Origin of the sequence: Acinetobacter sp. GG2 (assembly GCF_000292385.1) — a bacterium.
Classification (GTDB): Bacteria; Pseudomonadota; Gammaproteobacteria; order Pseudomonadales; family Moraxellaceae; genus Acinetobacter; species Acinetobacter seifertii.
The window spans coordinates 14419-32861 of sequence record NZ_ALOW01000027.1 but is presented as its reverse complement, the minus strand read 5'-3'; the positions used below and the strand labels follow the sequence as shown (position 1 = coordinate 32861).

The 18443-nt window shown below is 37.9% G+C and carries 19 protein-coding genes and 1 pseudogene; 11 read left to right on the top strand and 9 right to left on the bottom strand.

Annotated elements, in window-relative coordinates:
• Positions 1-58: 58 nt before the first annotated feature.
• Positions 59-532, top strand: a complete 474-nt coding sequence (locus B554_RS0104985) for a tRNA (cytidine(34)-2'-O)-methyltransferase (protein WP_002051239.1) — start codon at positions 59-61, stop codon at positions 530-532.
• Positions 533-592: 60 nt separating this feature from the next.
• Here B554_RS0104985 and B554_RS0104980 read toward each other — a convergent pair whose 3' ends face one another.
• On the bottom strand, positions 593-973 hold the full coding sequence (locus tag B554_RS0104980) for a winged helix-turn-helix transcriptional regulator (protein WP_019457186.1): 381 nt from the start codon (positions 971-973) through the stop codon (positions 593-595).
• Positions 974-1088: 115 nt separating this feature from the next.
• On the opposite strand from B554_RS0104980, the gene B554_RS0104975 reads away from it, so the two are divergent.
• Positions 1089-1649, top strand: coding sequence for a flavodoxin family protein (locus B554_RS0104975; protein ID WP_019457185.1), 561 nt, complete (start codon positions 1089-1091; stop codon positions 1647-1649).
• 37 nt (positions 1650-1686) lie between these two features.
• Here the strand turns inward: B554_RS0104975 and B554_RS0104970 are convergent, their stop codons facing one another.
• The 6 genes from B554_RS0104970 to rpoD all read right to left on the bottom strand — a co-directional run bounded on the left by B554_RS0104970 (position 1687) and on the right by rpoD (position 8243).
• Positions 1687-3072 (bottom strand): APC family permease, encoded by a 1386-nt coding sequence (locus B554_RS0104970; protein ID WP_019457184.1) that lies wholly within the window; start codon positions 3070-3072, stop codon positions 1687-1689.
• Positions 3073-3336: 264 nt separating this feature from the next.
• Complete coding sequence (locus B554_RS0104965; RefSeq protein WP_019457183.1) at positions 3337-4521, bottom strand: iron-containing alcohol dehydrogenase; 1185 nt, start codon at positions 4519-4521, stop codon at positions 3337-3339.
• A gap of 1 nt (position 4522) precedes the next feature.
• Positions 4523-5056, bottom strand: a complete 534-nt coding sequence (locus tag B554_RS0104960) for a hypothetical protein (RefSeq protein ID WP_004705882.1) — start codon at positions 5054-5056, stop codon at positions 4523-4525.
• Positions 5057-5136: 80 nt separating this feature from the next.
• Entirely contained in the window at positions 5137-5790 is a 654-nt protein-coding gene (gene lipB, locus B554_RS0104955) for a lipoyl(octanoyl) transferase LipB (protein ID WP_004705883.1), read from the bottom strand.
• Between the two features lie 181 nt (positions 5791-5971).
• Positions 5972-6259: a YbeD family protein gene (locus B554_RS0104950; protein ID WP_002051390.1), complete on the bottom strand. Its 288-nt coding sequence runs from the start codon at positions 6257-6259 to the stop codon at positions 5972-5974.
• A gap of 97 nt (positions 6260-6356) precedes the next feature.
• Positions 6357-8243, bottom strand: coding sequence for an RNA polymerase sigma factor RpoD (rpoD, locus tag B554_RS0104945; RefSeq protein ID WP_004705884.1), 1887 nt, complete (start codon positions 8241-8243; stop codon positions 6357-6359).
• 358 nt (positions 8244-8601) lie between these two features.
• Here rpoD and B554_RS0104940 point away from each other — a divergent pair, with 358 nt between their 5' ends.
• The 3 genes from B554_RS0104940 (at position 8602) to B554_RS0104930 (ending at position 10752) form a co-directional block, all read left to right on the top strand.
• On the top strand, positions 8602-8808 hold the full coding sequence (locus B554_RS0104940; protein ID WP_000099358.1) for a PA3496 family putative envelope integrity protein: 207 nt from the start codon (positions 8602-8604) through the stop codon (positions 8806-8808).
• Between the two features lie 72 nt (positions 8809-8880).
• Positions 8881-9405, top strand: a complete 525-nt coding sequence (locus tag B554_RS0104935) for a YecA family protein (protein ID WP_019457182.1) — start codon at positions 8881-8883, stop codon at positions 9403-9405.
• Positions 9406-9630: 225 nt separating this feature from the next.
• Positions 9631-10752 (top strand): hypothetical protein, encoded by a 1122-nt coding sequence (locus B554_RS0104930; RefSeq protein ID WP_019457181.1) that lies wholly within the window; start codon positions 9631-9633, stop codon positions 10750-10752.
• Positions 10753-10789: 37 nt separating this feature from the next.
• Here the strand turns inward: B554_RS0104930 and B554_RS0104925 are convergent, their stop codons facing one another.
• Positions 10790-11722, bottom strand: a complete 933-nt coding sequence (locus B554_RS0104925) for a rhodanese-related sulfurtransferase (protein WP_004705888.1) — start codon at positions 11720-11722, stop codon at positions 10790-10792.
• Between the two features lie 111 nt (positions 11723-11833).
• Between B554_RS0104925 and B554_RS0104920 the strand changes: the two genes are divergently transcribed.
• Complete coding sequence (locus B554_RS0104920) at positions 11834-12319, top strand: DUF1289 domain-containing protein (protein ID WP_004705889.1); 486 nt, start codon at positions 11834-11836, stop codon at positions 12317-12319.
• 70 nt (positions 12320-12389) lie between these two features.
• Here the strand turns inward: B554_RS0104920 and gltA are convergent, their stop codons facing one another.
• On the bottom strand, positions 12390-13664 hold the full coding sequence (gene gltA / locus B554_RS0104915) for a citrate synthase (protein WP_004705890.1): 1275 nt from the start codon (positions 13662-13664) through the stop codon (positions 12390-12392).
• 950 nt (positions 13665-14614) lie between these two features.
• Between gltA and sdhC the strand changes: the two genes are divergently transcribed.
• The 5 genes and pseudogenes from sdhC (at position 14615) to B554_RS18485 (ending at position 18366) form a co-directional block, all read left to right on the top strand.
• Positions 14615-15016 carry a succinate dehydrogenase, cytochrome b556 subunit gene (sdhC, locus tag B554_RS0104910; protein ID WP_003655453.1) on the top strand — a complete coding sequence of 134 codons (402 nt, stop codon included), beginning with the start codon at positions 14615-14617 and terminating at the stop codon, positions 15014-15016.
• Entirely contained in the window at positions 15016-15381 is a 366-nt protein-coding gene (gene sdhD / locus B554_RS0104905; protein WP_000833672.1) for a succinate dehydrogenase, hydrophobic membrane anchor protein, read from the top strand. The genes sdhC and sdhD overlap by 1 nt, the downstream gene beginning before the upstream one ends.
• 12 nt (positions 15382-15393) lie before the next feature.
• Positions 15394-17229, top strand: a complete 1836-nt coding sequence (gene sdhA / locus B554_RS0104900) for a succinate dehydrogenase flavoprotein subunit (RefSeq protein WP_019457180.1) — start codon at positions 15394-15396, stop codon at positions 17227-17229.
• A 14-nt stretch (positions 17230-17243) separates the two neighbouring features.
• Positions 17244-17954, top strand: a complete 711-nt coding sequence (locus B554_RS0104895; protein ID WP_004705893.1) for a succinate dehydrogenase iron-sulfur subunit — start codon at positions 17244-17246, stop codon at positions 17952-17954.
• Positions 17955-18237: 283 nt separating this feature from the next.
• Positions 18238-18366, top strand: a pseudogene (locus B554_RS18485) (hypothetical protein).
• The last annotated feature ends 77 nt before the right edge of the window (positions 18367-18443 follow it).

Genomic DNA, 18443 nt, shown 5'->3' with positions numbered 1-18443 from the left:
TTCGATTAAGTTAATGATTGCCTGAGCTAACCAACAAGTAATTTAAGTGAGTAATTAAGTGATTCATGTTGTTCTATACGAGCCTGAGATTCCTGCAAACACAGGAAATATTATTCGACTATGTGCGAATACAGGGGCTCAATTGCATTTGGTTAAGCCTTTAGGTTTTGAGCTTGATGATAAAAAGCTTAAACGTGCAGGGCTTGATTATCATGAATGGGCAAGAATGCAGATTTGGGACAATATTGAAGCATGCCTCGCAGACTTAAAGTCAAAAGGTGTTGAGCATGTCTTTCCTCTAACGACGAAGGGTTCTGCAACTCCGCATACAGTTGATTTGAATCGACCTGTGGCTTTACTGATGGGGCCAGAAACACGCGGCTTGCCTGAGCATGTTCGTTTGATGTTCCCTCAAGAGCAGTGGATTCGCTTGCCAATGGCTGAAAACTCTAGAAGTTTGAATTTGTCTAACGCAACGGCTGTAATTGTTTACGAAGCATGGCGTCAGCAAGGTTTTAAAAATTTAGGTTAGTTTCCTAAATACAAAAAAACAAGGCCCTTGGTGGCCTTATTTTTTTGATCTAATTTTAATTTAAGCTTGTTCTAGTACTTTTTCATCATAGGTGATTTGTGCTGCTAAAACTTGCTCAATGTTTGTTTCAGCCCATTCCTTTAATTGGAATGCCATTGAAGCTACATTTTGCCCTAAAGCAGTAAGTGAGTAATCAACACGGATAGGTGAGGTATCTTGAATTTTACGTTCGATAAAGCCATCTCTTTCTAGCATTTTTAACTTTTGTGACAAGACTTTAGGTGAAATACCCTGAATATTCTTTTTGAGTAAATTGAAGTGCTGCGTTTCTTCCTCAAGAATATTTAAGATGAGTAAAACCCACTTATCTGCAATTTTTTCAAAAAATAAACGAGCAGGGCAATGTTGTTGAAAAATATTGTATTTTAGACATTCATTCATACCATTTACCTACTTATTTCTAAAAAAATATACTAGTTACCAAGTGGTAACTAATTGACACCTAGTTTCTAAAATATATCATAAAATGGAATTTAATAAAACACAGGTTTCTCCCATGTCTAATTCTAATATTGCGGTTGTATATTTCTCTGGTTATGGCCACACGAAAGTAGTTGCTGAAACTTTTGCTAATGAAATTAATGCTCAACTTATCCAGATTGATCAGGAAGGTAATATTACTGAGCAAGATTGGGAAACATTAAACAATGCAAAAGGTATTGTTTTTGGTGCTCCGACTTATATGGGTACGGCACCATGGCAGTTTAAAAAATTTGCTGATGCAACTTCAAAAGTTTGGTTTACACGTGGTTGGGAAGATAAAGTATTTGCAGGCTTTACCAACAGTGCAAGTCTAAATGGTGATAAGCAAGTTACGCTTATTCAATTACAAACTTTAGCATCACAACATGGTGGTATTTGGGTGAGTCTTGGATTGCCGCCATCAAATACAAAAAGTGCAACACGTGAAGATGTAAATAACCTAGGCGGTTCAGTAGGTCTACTTGTTCAGTCGCCATCAGACGCAAGCGTTGATGAGATTCCAACAGGGGACTTGGAAACAGCAAAACTTTATGCAAAACGCGTACAAGGTATTGTAAATAAAATATTTGGATAATAAGTCCATAAAAAAGGCGCTTTAAGCGCCTTTTTTATTATTCATGCTCGTTGTGTTGAGGAGCATTGTATTTAAAGCCTTTGGTCTTGTAAGCAAGATAACCTACACCAACCACTGCCCAAGCCAAGCCAATTTGTAAAGCAAGCTTGTCAATTTCTAACCACATTAGGAACACACTGGCAAAGCCAAGCGTCGGTACAATAATGTAATTAATAATATCTTTAACAGATTTGTTTTTACCATCTCTAAGCGCATAGCGCGAAATTACAGAGAAGTTCACAAAACTAAAAGCAGTTAAGGCCCCGAAACTAATTAAGTTAACAATATGTTCAAGGTCTAAAAAGCCAGCAGACAGCGCAACTACACCAACAATAAGAATGTTGTAAGTTGGAGTATGTAGTCTTGGGCTAATATGACCAAACAACTTTTTATTGATAACGCCATCACGTCCCATAACATACATTAAGCGAGATACACCAGCATGTGCTGAAATACCCGATGCCATTACTGCAACCACGGCAAAGTATAAAACTAATGTTTTAAATGCGATGCTACCAATTGCTGCAACCATCACAGGTTGTGATTCATCTAAAGGCTTAAAGTACGTATTAGGGTTGCTCGGGAAATACAGCTGGATAAAGTAAGTGCTTATGATAAAAATGACACCAGCAAGAAGTGCTGTTGAAAAAATCGCTTTTGGAAGGGTTTTTTCTGCATCTTTTGTTTCTTCAGCAAGTGAAGATAAAGCATCAAAACCTGTAAAAGAAAAGCACAGTACTGTTGCACCACCAATCAAAGCACTAATAGAGGTCATATCATTCCAAAAAGGAGTGAGTGACCATAATTCAGCTTTATCCGGATTTAACGTACCGTCAGCATATACACCTTGGGTCAGCAAGGTATACACTTGATAAACAAAGTAAAAGATTACACCAAGTTGAATAACTACAATTGTGCTGTTAAAGCGAGCAACAAAACGTGCGCCGAATAAGTTAATAACAGTCATTAGTGCAGTTAAGCCAATAACCCATAACCAATTATTTACTTCCGGAAACAATGCTCTTAAATAAATATCGGCCAAAATGATATTGACGAGTGGTGAAAGTAAATAATCTAGCCAAGATGACCAACCCACCATAAAACCAACATTAGGGTGAATTGACTTTTGGGCATAGGTATATGCTGATCCTGAAGAAGGATAGCGTTTGATCATGTGTCCATAACTGATTGACGTCAATAAAATCGCAACTAACGCAAAAATATAAGAAGTAGGTACATGACCACCACTTCGTTCTGATACTAAACCAAAAGTATCAAATAAAGTTAATGGTTGAATATAAGCTAAACCAATAATAATGATGTGCCATAGCACAAGATTCTTTTGGAGCTTAGCTGTTGGTTTAGTCCCAGATAAGTTTGTCAACGGCGTTATCCTCATAATCGTTGATCAAGGATCAGCTTGGTGTTAAGGATCGTTTGAGACGAACGATCCCCCCTACATAAAAGATAAAGTGCGCCAATCTATCCTAAATTGATGCAAATTGTCAGTACTTTCGTGGAATTTTTAGCAAATTTTTTGCCATATTTCCAAAGAAAATGATGAATAAAAATTCATAGATATAAAAAAGGTCTGATTTGTCATAAAAATCAGACCTTTAAGTTTTACTTTAAATATCTAAAACTTAAGTTACCAAGCTTTTTGTAAGATCTCGCGTATGTCTTTTAAGCTTGCTTCCTTAGGATTATAAATAATAGAGCCATCATTTAGTGCTTTTTCAGCAACTTCATCAAGTTGAGCTTCAGTAACCTTACCAGTTTCGCGCAAGGTACGAGGTAACTTGGTTAGGCTAAACAAGTGATCACGCATTGCTAGAATAGTCGTAATTGCTCTATCTGCACGTTGGGTTGCTGGAGTTTGGGCATAAATATCTGCACCAGCTAGAGGTAATAGTAACTCACCAATTTTCTGACCATTTACTTGTTTGTTGTATTCAAGCACATAAGGTAAGAATAGGTTCATACATAAACCGTGGGGCAGGTGAGCGACCGCACCTAATGCATGTCCTAAAGAGTGTACAAGACCTACCATCGAATTGGAAAATGCGATACCTGCCATTGTGGAAGCTTGTGCAAGCTCTAAACGACCTTGTGAGTCATTTGGATTTTCTAAAACGTTAAATAGATTTTCGCTAATCTTTTTAATACCTGCACTCGCATAAGCATCGCTGAGTGGATTGGCTGCCATACATGTATATGCTTCCACACAGTGTGTTAATGCATCCATACCAGTCATTGCCGTCAAGTGAGGTGGCAATGTTAATGTCATGCGTGGATCTAAGATTGCAGCATGTGGCATTAAATAGTATGAAGCAAATGCCAATTTAACATTCTTTTGTGTGTCGGAAACCACCGCAACCATAGTCACTTCTGAACCAGTACCTGAAGTGGTCGGGATCACAAAAAATGGCTTTAATGGTTTTGGTAGGTTATGAGCGCCAGAATATTGAAGAAGGTCATTTCCACCTTCTGAGACTAAAATATTGGTTGCTTTGGAGGTGTCAATAACAGAGCCACCACCAACAGCAATAATCGCATCACATTTATTTGTGCGATAAGCTTCAGCAGCAAGACGAACTACTTCAAGACTTGAGTCTGGTGGAACATCATCAAAAACATGACCAATCACAGCATCAGTCGTGCTAAATGCAGCTTCAATAGGGTTGAGTAAGCCATTTGCGCGAACGCCTTTATCTGTAATGATAAGCGGACGCTTTGCACCTAAAGTTGCAAGTTCAAACGGAATATGTTCTAAAGCAGCATTACCGGCAATGACTTTTACAGGACAAAAGAATTCGTAATATGGTTTAGCCATGTTATGCGCTCCGCTTGAAGTAAGACTTAGCTACTTTTAAGTAAATATTTGCAGCTTCGTTGAATTTTTCTTTTAGGGTGAGTTCGGTTGGATATTCTTTAACTGCAAGTGACGCTACCAATTTCGGTAAAATGAGAGATTCCATTTTATTTAGGCAGCGCACTAAACGAATTGCTGCGGATACATCGCCATCAGCAATCATGCGGTCATTTGCAAATGCTTGAGCGGTACTTTCCTGAAAAGAGAACACCAAAAAAGCATGAGTTACATGCTTAAACGTAATGGTTAAATCAGGCTTTTTTTCCGCTCTTTTCAGCAGTTCTAATTGTTTATCTTCTGTCACTCGTGCAAAAAATGCTGGTCCATTTGGGAAAACATTCATTGAAAGTACAAAGTGAACAGGAAATTTAGACACTTCCTCTTGTATTTCACTATCTACCTGACTTGCCATGACTAAGCCTCGACCAACAACGTCCATCATGAGCTTAACGTAGGCAAGTTGCAGAGTGGGCTTTACAGCTTTTGTCGAAATCACTTGCTATCCCTTCTTAAAATTATGCAAAAGCAAATTTAGAGTAATTACTCTAATATATTTTTATTCCATCTCAAAATCATTTATTCAATTTTGACTTCAGGGTCATTAAAGTGACCAGATGTCTTAATATACTCAATAAAGTCCTGACAAAGTTGTTCAAATGATGGATATGGAGTCACCAAATCTTGTATGCGAACCATTTCCAAACCAGCATAACCGCATGGGTTAATGGTTTGAAAACCAGTTAATGCGCAGTCTAGGTTTAAGGCTAGACCATGATAACTACGACCACGACGAATTTTGAAACCTAAGGAACCTATTTTTCTGTCATTTACGTATACACCTGGAGCATCAGGTTTTGCATATGCTTCAATATTATATTTCTTTAAAACATCTATCATAAATTGTTCAGCAAAACTGACTAATGTACGCACATTCCACTTCAGACGATTAAGATCAAACATGAAGTAAGCAACGAGTTGACCAGGTCCATGCCATGTCACTTGCCCACCACGGTCAGTTTGAACCACAGGAATGTTAGATGGAATTAGAATATGCTCAGGTTTTCCTGCCTGACCTTGAGTTAGAACTTCGTGATGCTGGAGTAACCACAGCTCGTCGGGTGTATTTTCATCACGTTGATTGGTCAGGTTTTTCATCAATTCGAATTTGCTTTGATAATCTTGTAAATCGTTCCACTGACGAATAATCAAAGTGGGTTTATCAAGGCTCATTAAACATTTTCCTGTGCGATGTACTTAACAGAAGAGCAACTTCACTTTTAGGTTGTGAAAATATGCTCTTGATGAGTTTAAAGTATTTTGCTTAAACGATTCTAAATATTTGTAATTATTTATAATAAGCTTGATAGAAATAAAAATGCCATGACACGAAATTTGTCATGGCATCTTAAAATTAAAGTGCAGTTCTGATCTGCGGGCAAGCAGCCAAGTCTGCATACAAAGCATGAACTTGTTCCAATTCATCAAAACGTAATTGTGCGGTTAATGAATGGTATTTGCCTGTACGAGATTCTTGTACTTTTAACGTTGATTGGTCAAAGTCAGGAAAATGTTTCACTAGAATATCAACTACAGCTATACGTAATTCTTCACCCGCATCGCCAATCAGTTTAATTGGATAGTCCATTGGAAATACCCAAAGGTCTTCACGGAGTTCGCGAGATGGAGTGCGGTCTAACATAAGTAACCTCATCATGTGAAACGCCTGCATCATCGCAGGCGTTTGTAGCTCTTTCTATTAAATGGGGACTAGTGCCGAAATTTCAAGATTTCAGAACTTAGTCATTCTCTAAGAAAGAACGCAAGTGTTCAGAACGAGAAGGGTGACGTAATTTACGTAATGCTTTCGCCTCGATTTGACGAATACGTTCACGCGTTACATCAAACTGTTTACCAACTTCTTCTAAAGTATGGTCAGTTGGCATATCGATACCAAAACGCATTTTCAATACTTTAGCTTCACGTTCAGTTAAGTTTTCTAGAACTTCACGAGTTGCTTCTTTTAAGCCTTCTGAAGTCGCAGCATCAATTGGAGAAGTGATGTTCTGGTCTTCAATAAAGTCCCCAAGATGCGAATCTTCATCATCACCAATTGGAGTTTCCATTGAAATAGGTTCTTTAGCAATTTTAAGAACCTTACGAACTTTAACTTCATCCATTTCCAAACGTTCACCTAACTCTTCTGGAGTAGGTTCACGGCCCATTTCCTGCAATAACTGACGAGAAACACGGTTAATCTTGTTAATCGTTTCAATCATATGTACAGGAATACGAATTGTACGTGCTTGGTCTGCGATAGAACGGGTAATCGCCTGACGAATCCACCAAGTTGCGTAAGTCGAGAATTTATAACCGCGACGGTATTCAAACTTGTCTACAGCTTTCATCAAGCCAATGTTCCCTTCTTGAATCAAGTCAAGGAACTGTAAACCACGGTTGGTGTATTTCTTCGCAATCGAAATTACCAAACGAAGGTTAGCTTCTACCATTTCTTTTTTAGCACGACGAGCTTTGGCTTCACCAATCGCCATACGTTTAGAAATATCTTTAATTTCAGCAACGCTTAAATTAAGTTCTTTCTCAATATCTGCAATCTTTTGCTGGAATGCTAGAACATCTGGACGAACTTTTTCTAAATGCGCCTTAATTTCAGCAGGAGCTTTAGCAATTTGTTCATCTAACCAAGCTGGATTAGATTCTTGTTTTGGGAAAGATGTACGGAATTGAGTACGATCCATACGACCACGACGTACTGCATAACGCATAATTTCACGTTCATTAGCACGGATTTGTTCGTGAGTGCCACGAATCATTTCTGAAATGATGTCAAATAAACGTGGAGTAAATTTAAACATCATGAATACAGTTGCCAAAGACTCAAGTGCTTCATTTGCTTCACGGCTATTACGGCCATGTTTTTCAATAATAGCTTTTGTTTGAGTCCATGCTGCTTCTAATTCAGTAAAACGAACTTTTGCAACTTCTGGGTCAGGACCTGAATCACCTTCAGAGTCATCATCACCTTCAGATTCTTCTTCCTCATCGTCATCATCAAGCTTAACTTCTTTTGTTGATTTTGAAGATGATTCGTCTTCTTCCTCAAGTTCCTCAACGTCTTCCAAAACTTCAGGAATATCTTCATCAGTTTCAGGATCGAGATAACCAGATAAAATATCTGCAAGACGACGTTCGCCAGTTAAAAAATCATTATATTCTTTTAATACAACTTCAACCGCATTTGGCCAGTAAGCAATTGAATTCAGGACATCACGAATCCCTTCTTCAATACGTTTGGCAATGCTGATTTCACCTTCACGGGTTAATAGTTCTACTGTACCCATTTCACGCATGTACATACGTACAGGGTCTGTCGTACGTCCAGGCTCATTTTCAACCGATGCAAGTACGGCAGCAGCTTCTTCTTCAGCAACTTCATCTGCTGTGTCAGTTGACTCACCGAACATAGTATCGTCAGATTCAGGTGCACGCTCGTGTACAGGAATACCAACGTCTTGAAGCATCTGAATAATGTCTTCAATCTGTTCGCTTTCAGTAATCGAGTCCGGCAGATGATCGTTAACCTCAGCGTAAGTTAAGTAACCTTGTTCTTTGCCTCGGCTAATCAGAGCCGCTACTTGAGAAGTAGGGGAATGCATATCGCTCATCTTTGCTTACTCTTTGTTGAATCTGTGGCAGTGAAAAACCGTGCATGATAGCACAATTTGCTTGAAATGTTTTGGCTTTGATCGATGACCGTTAAATAAAAAATATCTTTGAATTCACGACTATTTTTTGAATATTGGGCTAAAATCATTTTTTTCAAGTTTAAATCATGGAAAAATTTATATAAATCTTCGCTTATCGAAAGATTATGGTGTTTTATAAATACACAATTTTTTGGGTGAAAAACAGTACAAATGAGCAATTAAATGAAAAAAATATAAATAAAACTTGACAAGGAAAAGTAAGAAAGATAAATAGCGGCTAGACCCATTCACATTTTTTCATTATGAGGTAGTTTTAGTGTCTTCTACAGATTTTGAACTAGATGATAACTACGGCGATGATGATGATGTCGGTTTTGATGAGTCATCAGGCAAAATCAGTGCAAAAGAATCGTTGGAAAAACGTAGATTAATTGATGATCTATTGGCACAGCGTCGTTTAGAGCGTGAGTTAAAAGATTTCGATTATGATTTAGACGATGATGATCTTGATGATGAAGACTGATCAAAACTAAATAGGGCATCGTCGGCTTAAGTGCTATGCTATCGTCAATTTCTTTTAAAGTCAGGTAACACAATGAGTGCATTAGATTTAGACCAGTTAAGTGAATATCTAGATGGAGACCACAATGAGTATGGTCTAGACTTTGCTGCAACTCATGGTTTTTTGTGTGCAATTGCAGTAGGTCCTCAATTTGACCGTTGGTTAGATGAATTATTTGATAGTAACCATAAAAAGGTTCCTGCAGAGATCATTCAGCAAATCAAACTTTGGTTAGAGTCGATTCGTCAAGATTTAGCAAATGAAAATGGAATTGAATTTCCATTTGAAGTTGAGGAAGCGGATGTTGAGTCAAGTCTAGGCGATTGGAGTGTTGGGTTTGTTGATGCAATGTTCTTAAACGAAGAAGCATGGTTTGCTCCTGAGTATGAAGAACAATTGGTTGATTTAACTTTACCGATCATGGTTTTTAGCGGAATTGATGAAGAAGATCCACAGATGGAATCTTTCCGTCGCAATGGACAGTTAATGGATGAACTGGCAGAAGAAATTCCAGATAATTTGAATGAATTATATTTGATGTATCACACTCCAAATTAATTTATTAGAAGAAATAATAAATAACGTCCTTTCTAGGGCGTTTTTTATGTTTTAATTACTTTTAATACATAATTAAATATAATATTTTGACATTAATTTTATTTCTATATAATCACGTGCAAATTTTTTGATATCAATTTCTTAATCAAAAAATTAATTTATTTCGCCATGAATATTTTTATTGGTGATATGAAAATCTTTAATGCTTTAATAACGTGATTTAATATGAAAATAATTTTTAAAATTACTGGCGTACTCTCAGTAATATTACTTGTAGCCTGTGGTAATGAAAATAGCAAAAGTGTCAGTGAAGAAAAAATTGCACAATCAACCCAAAATCAAGTTGCTTATAAAGTAATCTCTGGTACTGCATTTTCAACTTCTGCTTTAAATGGGGCAAATGTAACAGCAATTTGTAAAGATGGGTTTGGTTTTAAAGATAATGTAATTGTTAATGCACAAGGACAATGGCAAGGAGAAATAGACACCAGTAAATTTCCTTGTCGTCTAGAGGTGAAAGCTAATGGGCAAACTTATCATAGTTATATCGACCATGAGGGAAGTGTAAATATTAACCCGCTTACGGATATGGTTGTTGCCTATGCAAGTAACCAGGTTCCTGTAATGTGGTATCAATCTGGAAGCATAACTAAAGAAAAGTTAAATTCGGCAAATTCTGCTTTGGTAGCTGAACTTATTAAAAAGGGATACGGTATTAATAATGATATAGATCTATTTAATGCTGAGATGAAAGCAAATAAGCCTACTCCTCAAGCTATTCAAGAGTTGTTGGAAACTATTAAGAATAATGGAAGTATTAAAGACTATGATGCACTGTTAATGTTAATTAAAGATGGAAATTTATCTCAAATACCTGAGAAAATAGAATTTCTAAATAATAGTGTAGCAAAAGTTTTTAGCTTTAATAAAGATGCTTGCCAAGCACTTCCGAAAAAAGAAAATATGGAACAATATAATAAATGCTCTGAGAAGGTTATTGATGATTTTTCAGAAAGTAATTTAGTTGCTACTGATTCTGATGAAAAATGTATTTTAGTTAAACAAGGCAATAAAGTAAGTTTAACTAAAGGGAATCAAACAGTATCAGCATTATTAGATAAAGAACAAGAGGATGGCATGGACTTCACTTTTGATGAAGGTGAACTAGAAATTGTAGATCTTATAATTAATACAGGGCCTTACACAGATATAAATACTTATAGTCAGATTGGATTAGACTTTTCTGGTGATGGGAAGTTGAGGGGTGTTGTTGGAAAGTCTCCAACAGTGCCTTCAATGAATTGTGCTAGCCCAGAGTTTAAAAAGCTAATGGAGCTTTATAAGTAAATTAAAAAAAGGGCATCATTTGATGCCCTTTTCTAAATTATAAGCGTTTGCGTTTAGCTGCGGCAATTTGTGATTGGCGCATGCGGAAGCCAGCTTTTTGTTTTTCAGTTGTTTTGTCGATGCAATACACGCATGAAACACCATGTTCATAGCTTGGTAGAGCAGACTCTTCTGGAGTTAAAGGCCAGCCACAAGCATGACATTTAATGTTTGCACCTTCTTCAACACCATGAGTTACAGCAGTACGTCCATCAAATACGAAACATTCACCTTCCCAAAGGCTTTCATCTGCTGGAGTTTCTTCTAAGTATTTAAGAATACCGCCTTTTAAGTGGTAAACCTCTGTAAATCCTTCTTGAAGAAGTAAAGATGTTGATTTCTCACAACGAATACCGCCAGTACAGAACATCGCAATTTTTTTGTCTTTGTGTTGTTCTAGCTCTTTTTTAACGTATTCTGGAAACTCACGGAATGTTTCTGTTTTAGGGTCAATCGCACCTTTAAAGGTACCAGCCTTATATTCATAATCATTACGTGTATCGATTAGAATAACATCATCACGTGCAATTAAATCATTCCATTCTTTAGGATCAAGATAGTGACCAACTAAATCGCGAGGTTTTACTTCTACCCCTAAAGTTACAATTTCTTTTTTTAGTTTAATTTTCATTTTACGGAACGGTTTGTCGGAGCTATGGGACTCTTTATATTCCATCGCTTTAAAACCTTCGTTTAACAAAAATTGATGAATTTTATCAATTGCCTCACGGTCCCCAGCCACGGTACCATTAATTCCTTCGCCTGCTACAATTAGAGTTCCACAAAGGTTGATTGTTTTCACTAAGTCTAAAAGACGTTGTTGAAGATCGGCAGGATCTTGAACTTCTTTAAATTGATATAGTGCTGCAACAACCCAACCCGCGGTCGCTTGCTGTTCTACAGGTGCAAGCTGTTCTACAGTAGCGTTCATGGAAAACTCCAAATGTATTAAGATAGAAATTTAAGGCGCATATTTTAGCGCGAAAATGAGTAATAAGCGAGAAAACCATAAAAAGTATATGGTTTATTTAAGGAGTTTGTTTTGAGTAATGATCATCGAACGCTCTCTCTCACCCCATGTGCAGGGCGTTGTTCAACAGTTTTTGGTGATCAGGTATGTCGTGGTTGTCGCCGTTTTAACCATGAAGTCATTCAATGGAATACTTATACAGCAGAGCAGCGTTTGGCTGTCTGGAAACGCTTAGATGATCAATTGAACCAAATCTTGGTACCTATGCTGCCTCATGCAAATCTCCAGCATGTCGAGGGTTTTATTCTAAGTAAACGTGTTCGTTTGATGGAAGGGGCGAGTAAAGGTCGTAAGCTTTATCATGCCTTAAAAATCTGTGAGAAAAATAAACATCTTGCCTCAGAAAGTGGTTTGGGTATTTTAGATTCTCAAGTTAAGACAATTTGGGATGAATTTGAAAGACGCGTCTTGGCTTTGGCTAAAGCAAGTTATGAATTGGCTTGGTTAAGAGCTGATGGTATTAGTCATCACTTGTTAAATATGTTTGAAGAAGAATAATTTTTAAAAAACTTATTTATAAAAAAAGCTGCCAAGAGGCAGCTTTTTTACATTAATGTTCTTTCGAATATTAACGCTTGATGTCACGTTGTACTTCACCAGTGTAAAGCTGACGTGGACGACCAATTTTGTAAGGGCCGCTGTGCATTTCTAACCAGTGGCTGATCCAACCAACTGTACGTGCAAGAGCGAAGATTACAGTAAACATTTCTGTTGGAATACCAATCGCTTTAAGGATGATACCAGAGTAGAAGTCTACGTTAGGGTAAAGTTTACGCTCAACAAAGTACGGGTCGTTTAGTGCAATGCGCTCAAGTTCCATAGCAAGTGCTAATTGAGGATCATTGATACCTAAAGCTTCAAGTACTTCGTCACAAGTTTGTTTCATGACTTTAGCACGTGGGTCGAAGTTTTTGTAAACGCGGTGACCGAAGCCCATAAGTTTAACTTCTTTACGCTTAACTTTTTCCATGAATTCTGCAACGTTTTCAACGCTACCGATTTCATCAAGCATTTTAAGAACTGCTTCGTTTGCACCACCGTGAGCAGGTCCCCAAAGAGCAGAGATACCAGCAGAGATACATGCATACGGGTTTGCACCAGTAGAACCAGCAAGACGAACTGTAGAAGTAGACGCGTTTTGTTCATGGTCAGCATGAAGCGTGAAAATACGATCCATTGCACGAGCAAGAACAGGATTAACTTTGTAATCACGGTCAGCAGGGGTAGCAAACATCATGTGTAAGAAGTTTTCCGCATAACTTAAATCGTTACGTGGATAGATGAATGGTTGACCTACTGTGTATTTATAACTCCAAGCAGCAAGTGTTGGAATTTTTGCAATTAAACGAATTGCAGTGATTTCACGGTGGTTAATGTCTTCGATGTCAAGATTGTTGTGATAGAACGCAGATAATGCACCAACAACACCAACCATGATTGCCATAGGGTGAGCATCACGACGGAAACCATTGAAGAAACGGCTAACTTGATCGTGAACCATAGTGTGAGCACGAACTTTCGTATCAAACTCAACTTTTTGTTCAGCAGTTGGGAGCTCGCCATTTAATAATAAATAACAAGTTTCAAGATAGTCTGCTTGAGTTGCTAGTTGGTCAATCGGGTAACCACGGTGTAATAAAATACCTTTGTCACCATCAATGAAAGTAATTTTAGATTCGCATGCGGCTGTCGCCATAAAACCAGGATCGAAAGTAAAATGACCTTCTTTCAGTATGCTGCTCACATCAATTACATCTGGACCTAAAGTGCCACTGTAGATTGGTAATCCAATTTCTTTGCCATCAAGATGTAATACGGCTTTTTTGCCATTTGCTTCAGACATTCAATAGATCTCCTGTCCTGGTGAATGATTATCTGACTCGAAATCCTAATTTTCTCATGTGCGAATCAGACGGTGTCAAAATTTGCTATAAGATTAGTGAGTACTGAAATTTTGTCAATTATACTTATGGATAAAAAATGACGTTCCCACAGAGAGTTAGTCATTAAGACCCGAGCAAAAAAGTCAGTAAAATCACTGCATCGGGATGGTATCATAAGTCAATTCAATAAGAACGTGCAGAAAAAAAATGAAGGGTGAGTACAATTGTAAGCAAATTTATAAATAAAAAATTAGAATCAGAACTGGTTATAAAATGCCAATTCGCTTAAAAAAATCATAAAACTCAGTCTGTAATTTTAAATTGTGATTCAAAAACAACCTAATTATCACCATTTGATAATTCCAAAAGTTGTACTTTTTTTAAGTTTGATTGTTTAAAAAATAGCTTGTTGATCATGTTGGACAAATTAAAACTCACTTTTTGTAAAAATAGTGCTCATTGTTAAGAGTCAAGTGGCTCTTTATTGCTTTTAATATAAAAAGGGTGTTAATTTTTTTAAAATAAAGTCATTAAAATTAGGGTGTAAGCGCAATTTTGGTTTATCCTTTTGATTAGACTTGATGAATTATTAACTTTATCTTTAGTCTAAAACGCACTTATTTTAAATAAAGCAGTAGAAAAGATTTTTTTTGTAAAAGATGAGATTAAACAAGCACATGTTTTGTTTAATTTTAACTTTTGTACAGGGAGGAGTGCTGTTTAGCTGTGTGAATGATTCTTATTTAATGGGTTTTTGCGGAAAAGGCAAAGTGGATTGTTTGTATTTTGATATTTCGCGTTTTATAATTCAGTGTCGTTTATAGGTTAGGCATGAGCTGTGCTTGCCTAACAATGCCAGCTTTCCTTGGAATTAATTCAACAAACTCCGGTCGGAGTTTCTACCTACAGGATGCCCGCTGTGAAAAGCAACAGACCTGTCAATTTGTCCATGGGTCAGGTGTTAGCGGTAAATTTACGCTCACCCGTGGCTATTGCATCAATTTTACACCGTTTATCAGGTGTCATCGTTTTCTTATTAGTACCAGTTCTATTATGGATTTTAGATAAATCATTATCTTCACCAGAAGGATTTGACTACGTTAAAAATGTCGTGTTTGGGAATATCCTTGTACGTTTTATCGTTTGGGTATTTGTAGCCGGCTTATTATTCCACTTTATTGCTGGAGTAAAGCACTTACTTGCAGATTTAGGTTTTGCTGAAGAACTGCAAAGTGGTCGTATTGCAGCGACAATTTCATTGATCTTATCTGTGGTAGCCATTATCGCAGCCTTTGTATGGATTATGTTCTAATGAAAAGTGCTACAGGTTTAACAGGTTCAGGTTCTCGTGATTGGTTTATCCAGCGTGTAAGTGCTGTAGTCTTGGCAGCTTATACTGTTGTTCTTTTTGGTTGGATTCTCTGCAAAGGCGGATTTGACTATCAACAATGGGCTGGCTTCATGATGACATTACCAATGAAGATTTTTTCTTTATTGGCAATTTTGTCGCTTATCGCACACGCATGGATTGGTATGTGGCAGGTTTTCACTGACTATGTCACTACTCGTCAAATGGGTCCTTCAGCGAAAGGTTTACGCCTTGTACTGACGACGGCTGTCATTATTGCAGTGTTTGTGTACGCAATCTGGGGTATCCAGATTTTCTGGGCGAATTGATAGGAAGATATCATGGGCGCGATAACCCCTAAAGAAGATTATTCAAATATTCAAAACCTCACTTTCGATGCTGTTATCGTTGGTGGTGGTGGTTCTGGTATGCGTGCATCTTACCAACTCGCTCAAGCGGGTTTAAAGGTTGCAGTACTTACTAAAGTTTTCCCGACACGTTCGCACACTGTAGCTGCTCAAGGTGGTATCGGTGCGTCGTTAGGTAATATGCAAGAAGATAACTGGCATTTCCACTTTTACGACACAGTAAAAGGTTCTGACTGGTTAGGTGACCAAGACGCAATTGAGTTTATGTGTCGTGAAGCACCAAAAGTTGTATATGAACTAGAACACATGGGTATGCCGTTTGACCGTAACGCCGATGGTACAATTTACCAACGTCCGTTTGGTGGTCACTCTGCGAACTATGGTGATAAACCAGTTCCACGTGCTTGTGCTGCTGCTGACCGTACTGGTCACGCATTATTACACACGCTTTATCAAAGCAACGTGAAAATGGGTACTCAATTCTTCGTTGAATGGATCGCGCTTGACTTGATCCGTAATGAAGCAGGTGATGTGTTAGGTGTAACTGCAATTGACCAAGAAACTGGCAACATTGCAGTATTCCAAGCCAAAGCAACATTGTTTGCAACAGGTGGTGCTGGTCGTGTTTACCGTGCATCAACGAACGCGTATATCAACACTGGTGACGGTCTTGGTATGGCTGCTCGTGCTGGTATTCCATTACAAGATATGGAATTCTGGCAGTTCCACCCTACAGGTGTTGCGGGCGCAGGCGTATTGTTAACTGAAGGTTGTCGTGGTGAAGGTGCGATCCTTCGTAACAAAGACGGCGAACCGTTCATGGAACGTTATGCACCGACTTTAAAAGACTTGGCTCCACGTGACTTCGTATCACGCTCTATGGACCAAGAAATTAAAGAAGGTCGTGGTTGTGGTCCAAAAGGCGATTATATCTTACTTGATATGACTCACTTAGGTGCTGACACAATCATGAAGCGTTTACCATCTGTATTTGAGATTGGTAAAAAATTCGCGAACGTTGACATTACTAAAGAACCAATTCCAGTAGTACCAACAATCCATTACCAAATGGGTGGTATTCCTACGAATATGCATGGTCAAGTGTGCTTACCAGAATCTGGTACAGACAACTACACTAAACCTGTAAAAGGTTTCTATGCAATTGGTGAATGTTCTTGCGTATCAGTACATGGTGCAAACCGTTTAGGTACTAACTCACTTCTTGACTTGGTTGTATTTGGTAAAGCTGCTGGTGAGCACATTATCGACTACGTAACTAAGCACCATGGTGATGAATATGCACCGCTTCCAACAAACGTATTAGAGCAAACTTTAGAGCGCGTGCGTAAGTTGGATGACTCAACTACTGGTGAAAACGCTCAAGAAGTTGCTGATGCAATTCGTGATATCGTTCAAGATCACGCGGGTGTATTCCGTACTCAAGCTTTACTTGATAAAGGTGTTAAAGAGATTCTTGCTCTTGAGCCACGTGTACGTAACATCCACTTGAAAGATAAATCTAAAGTATTTAACACTGCGCGTGTTGAAGCGCTTGAAGTTGAAAACTTATATGAAGTTGCAAAAGCTACATTAATTTCAGCTGCTGCGCGTAAAGAATGTCGTGGTGCGCATACGGTAGTTGATTATGAATTACCAGCTGATCACCCAACTTATTCATACGGTCGCCGTGATGATGAGTGGATGAAACATACTTTATGGTATTCATCAGATAACCGTTTGGAATATAAGCCAGTGCGCTTCAAGCCGTTAACTGTTGATGCAATTCCACCAGCACCACGTACATTCTAATCGGGAGTATAAAGATGAGTAGAGGTACTCGTACATTCGAAATCTACCGCTATGATCCTGATAAGGATAAAGCGCCGTACATGCAAACTTTCAAACTTGAATTGACTGATAAGCACCGTATGTTGCTTGATGCATTGCTTGCTTTGAAAGTTCAAGACGAAACGTTAACATTCCGTCGTTCATGCCGTGAAGGTATTTGTGGTTCGGATGGTGTGAACATCAATGGTAAAAATGGTTTGGCTTGTTTATGGAATTTAAACGACCTACCTGAGAAAATTGTAATTCGTCCATTGCCAGGTTTGCCGGTTATTAAAGATTTGGTTGTTGATATGAACCAATTCTATGATCAATATGACAAAATTCAGCCATTCTTGATCAATAACCAACCAGCTCCACCTAAAGAGCGTTTACAGTCTCCTGAAGAGCGTGAACACTTAAATGGTTTGTATGAATGTATTCTTTGTGCATGTTGTTCAACTTCATGTCCATCATTCTGGTGGAACCCTGATAAATTCTTGGGTCCTTCAGCATTGTTGAATGCATACCGTTTTATTATCGACTCTCGTGATACTGCAACAGCAGATCGTTTGGCTCGTCTTGACGATCCATTCAGCTTATTCCGCTGTAAAGGTATTATGAACTGTGTGTCAGTATGTCCTAAAGGTTTGAATCCAACAAAAGCAATCGGTCATATCCGTAACATGTTGTTAGATCAAGCGGGTTAATTCTGCGCAAATAGGAAACGCACATCCTTGATGTGCGTTTTTTTTTAACTTTATAATACGCACCTTATACTTTAGTCGGTAAAATAGGGGTTTTTATATAAAGCACCATATATTAATAGATAAAATTGGATATGTATTTCGCCAATTTATAGATGGTATGTGTCAAAAAAATCAATCGTTCGTTAAGAACATGATACGATTTGCCACAAAGTTATAGGTGAAAAAAGCGTATACTAGTGAAATTAAATTAAGTGGCACGATCTTAGATCAGTGCTTAATTTTTATGGTCAAAGTCATTTTAGAAAAGTTAATTGTATAGTTAATTTTTCTAAAAAGATTTGCAAAAAATTGCTCGGTTTTAATCGAGTATAAGGTGAGTGATGATGCCATTGAGGGCGTTGTGATTCATTAATTACCTATGGAGTTTTCTCTCTAGGTAGTATGACGCCCCATGGTCGTAAAGACCTGTTGGGTAAGTAGTGTCATTTT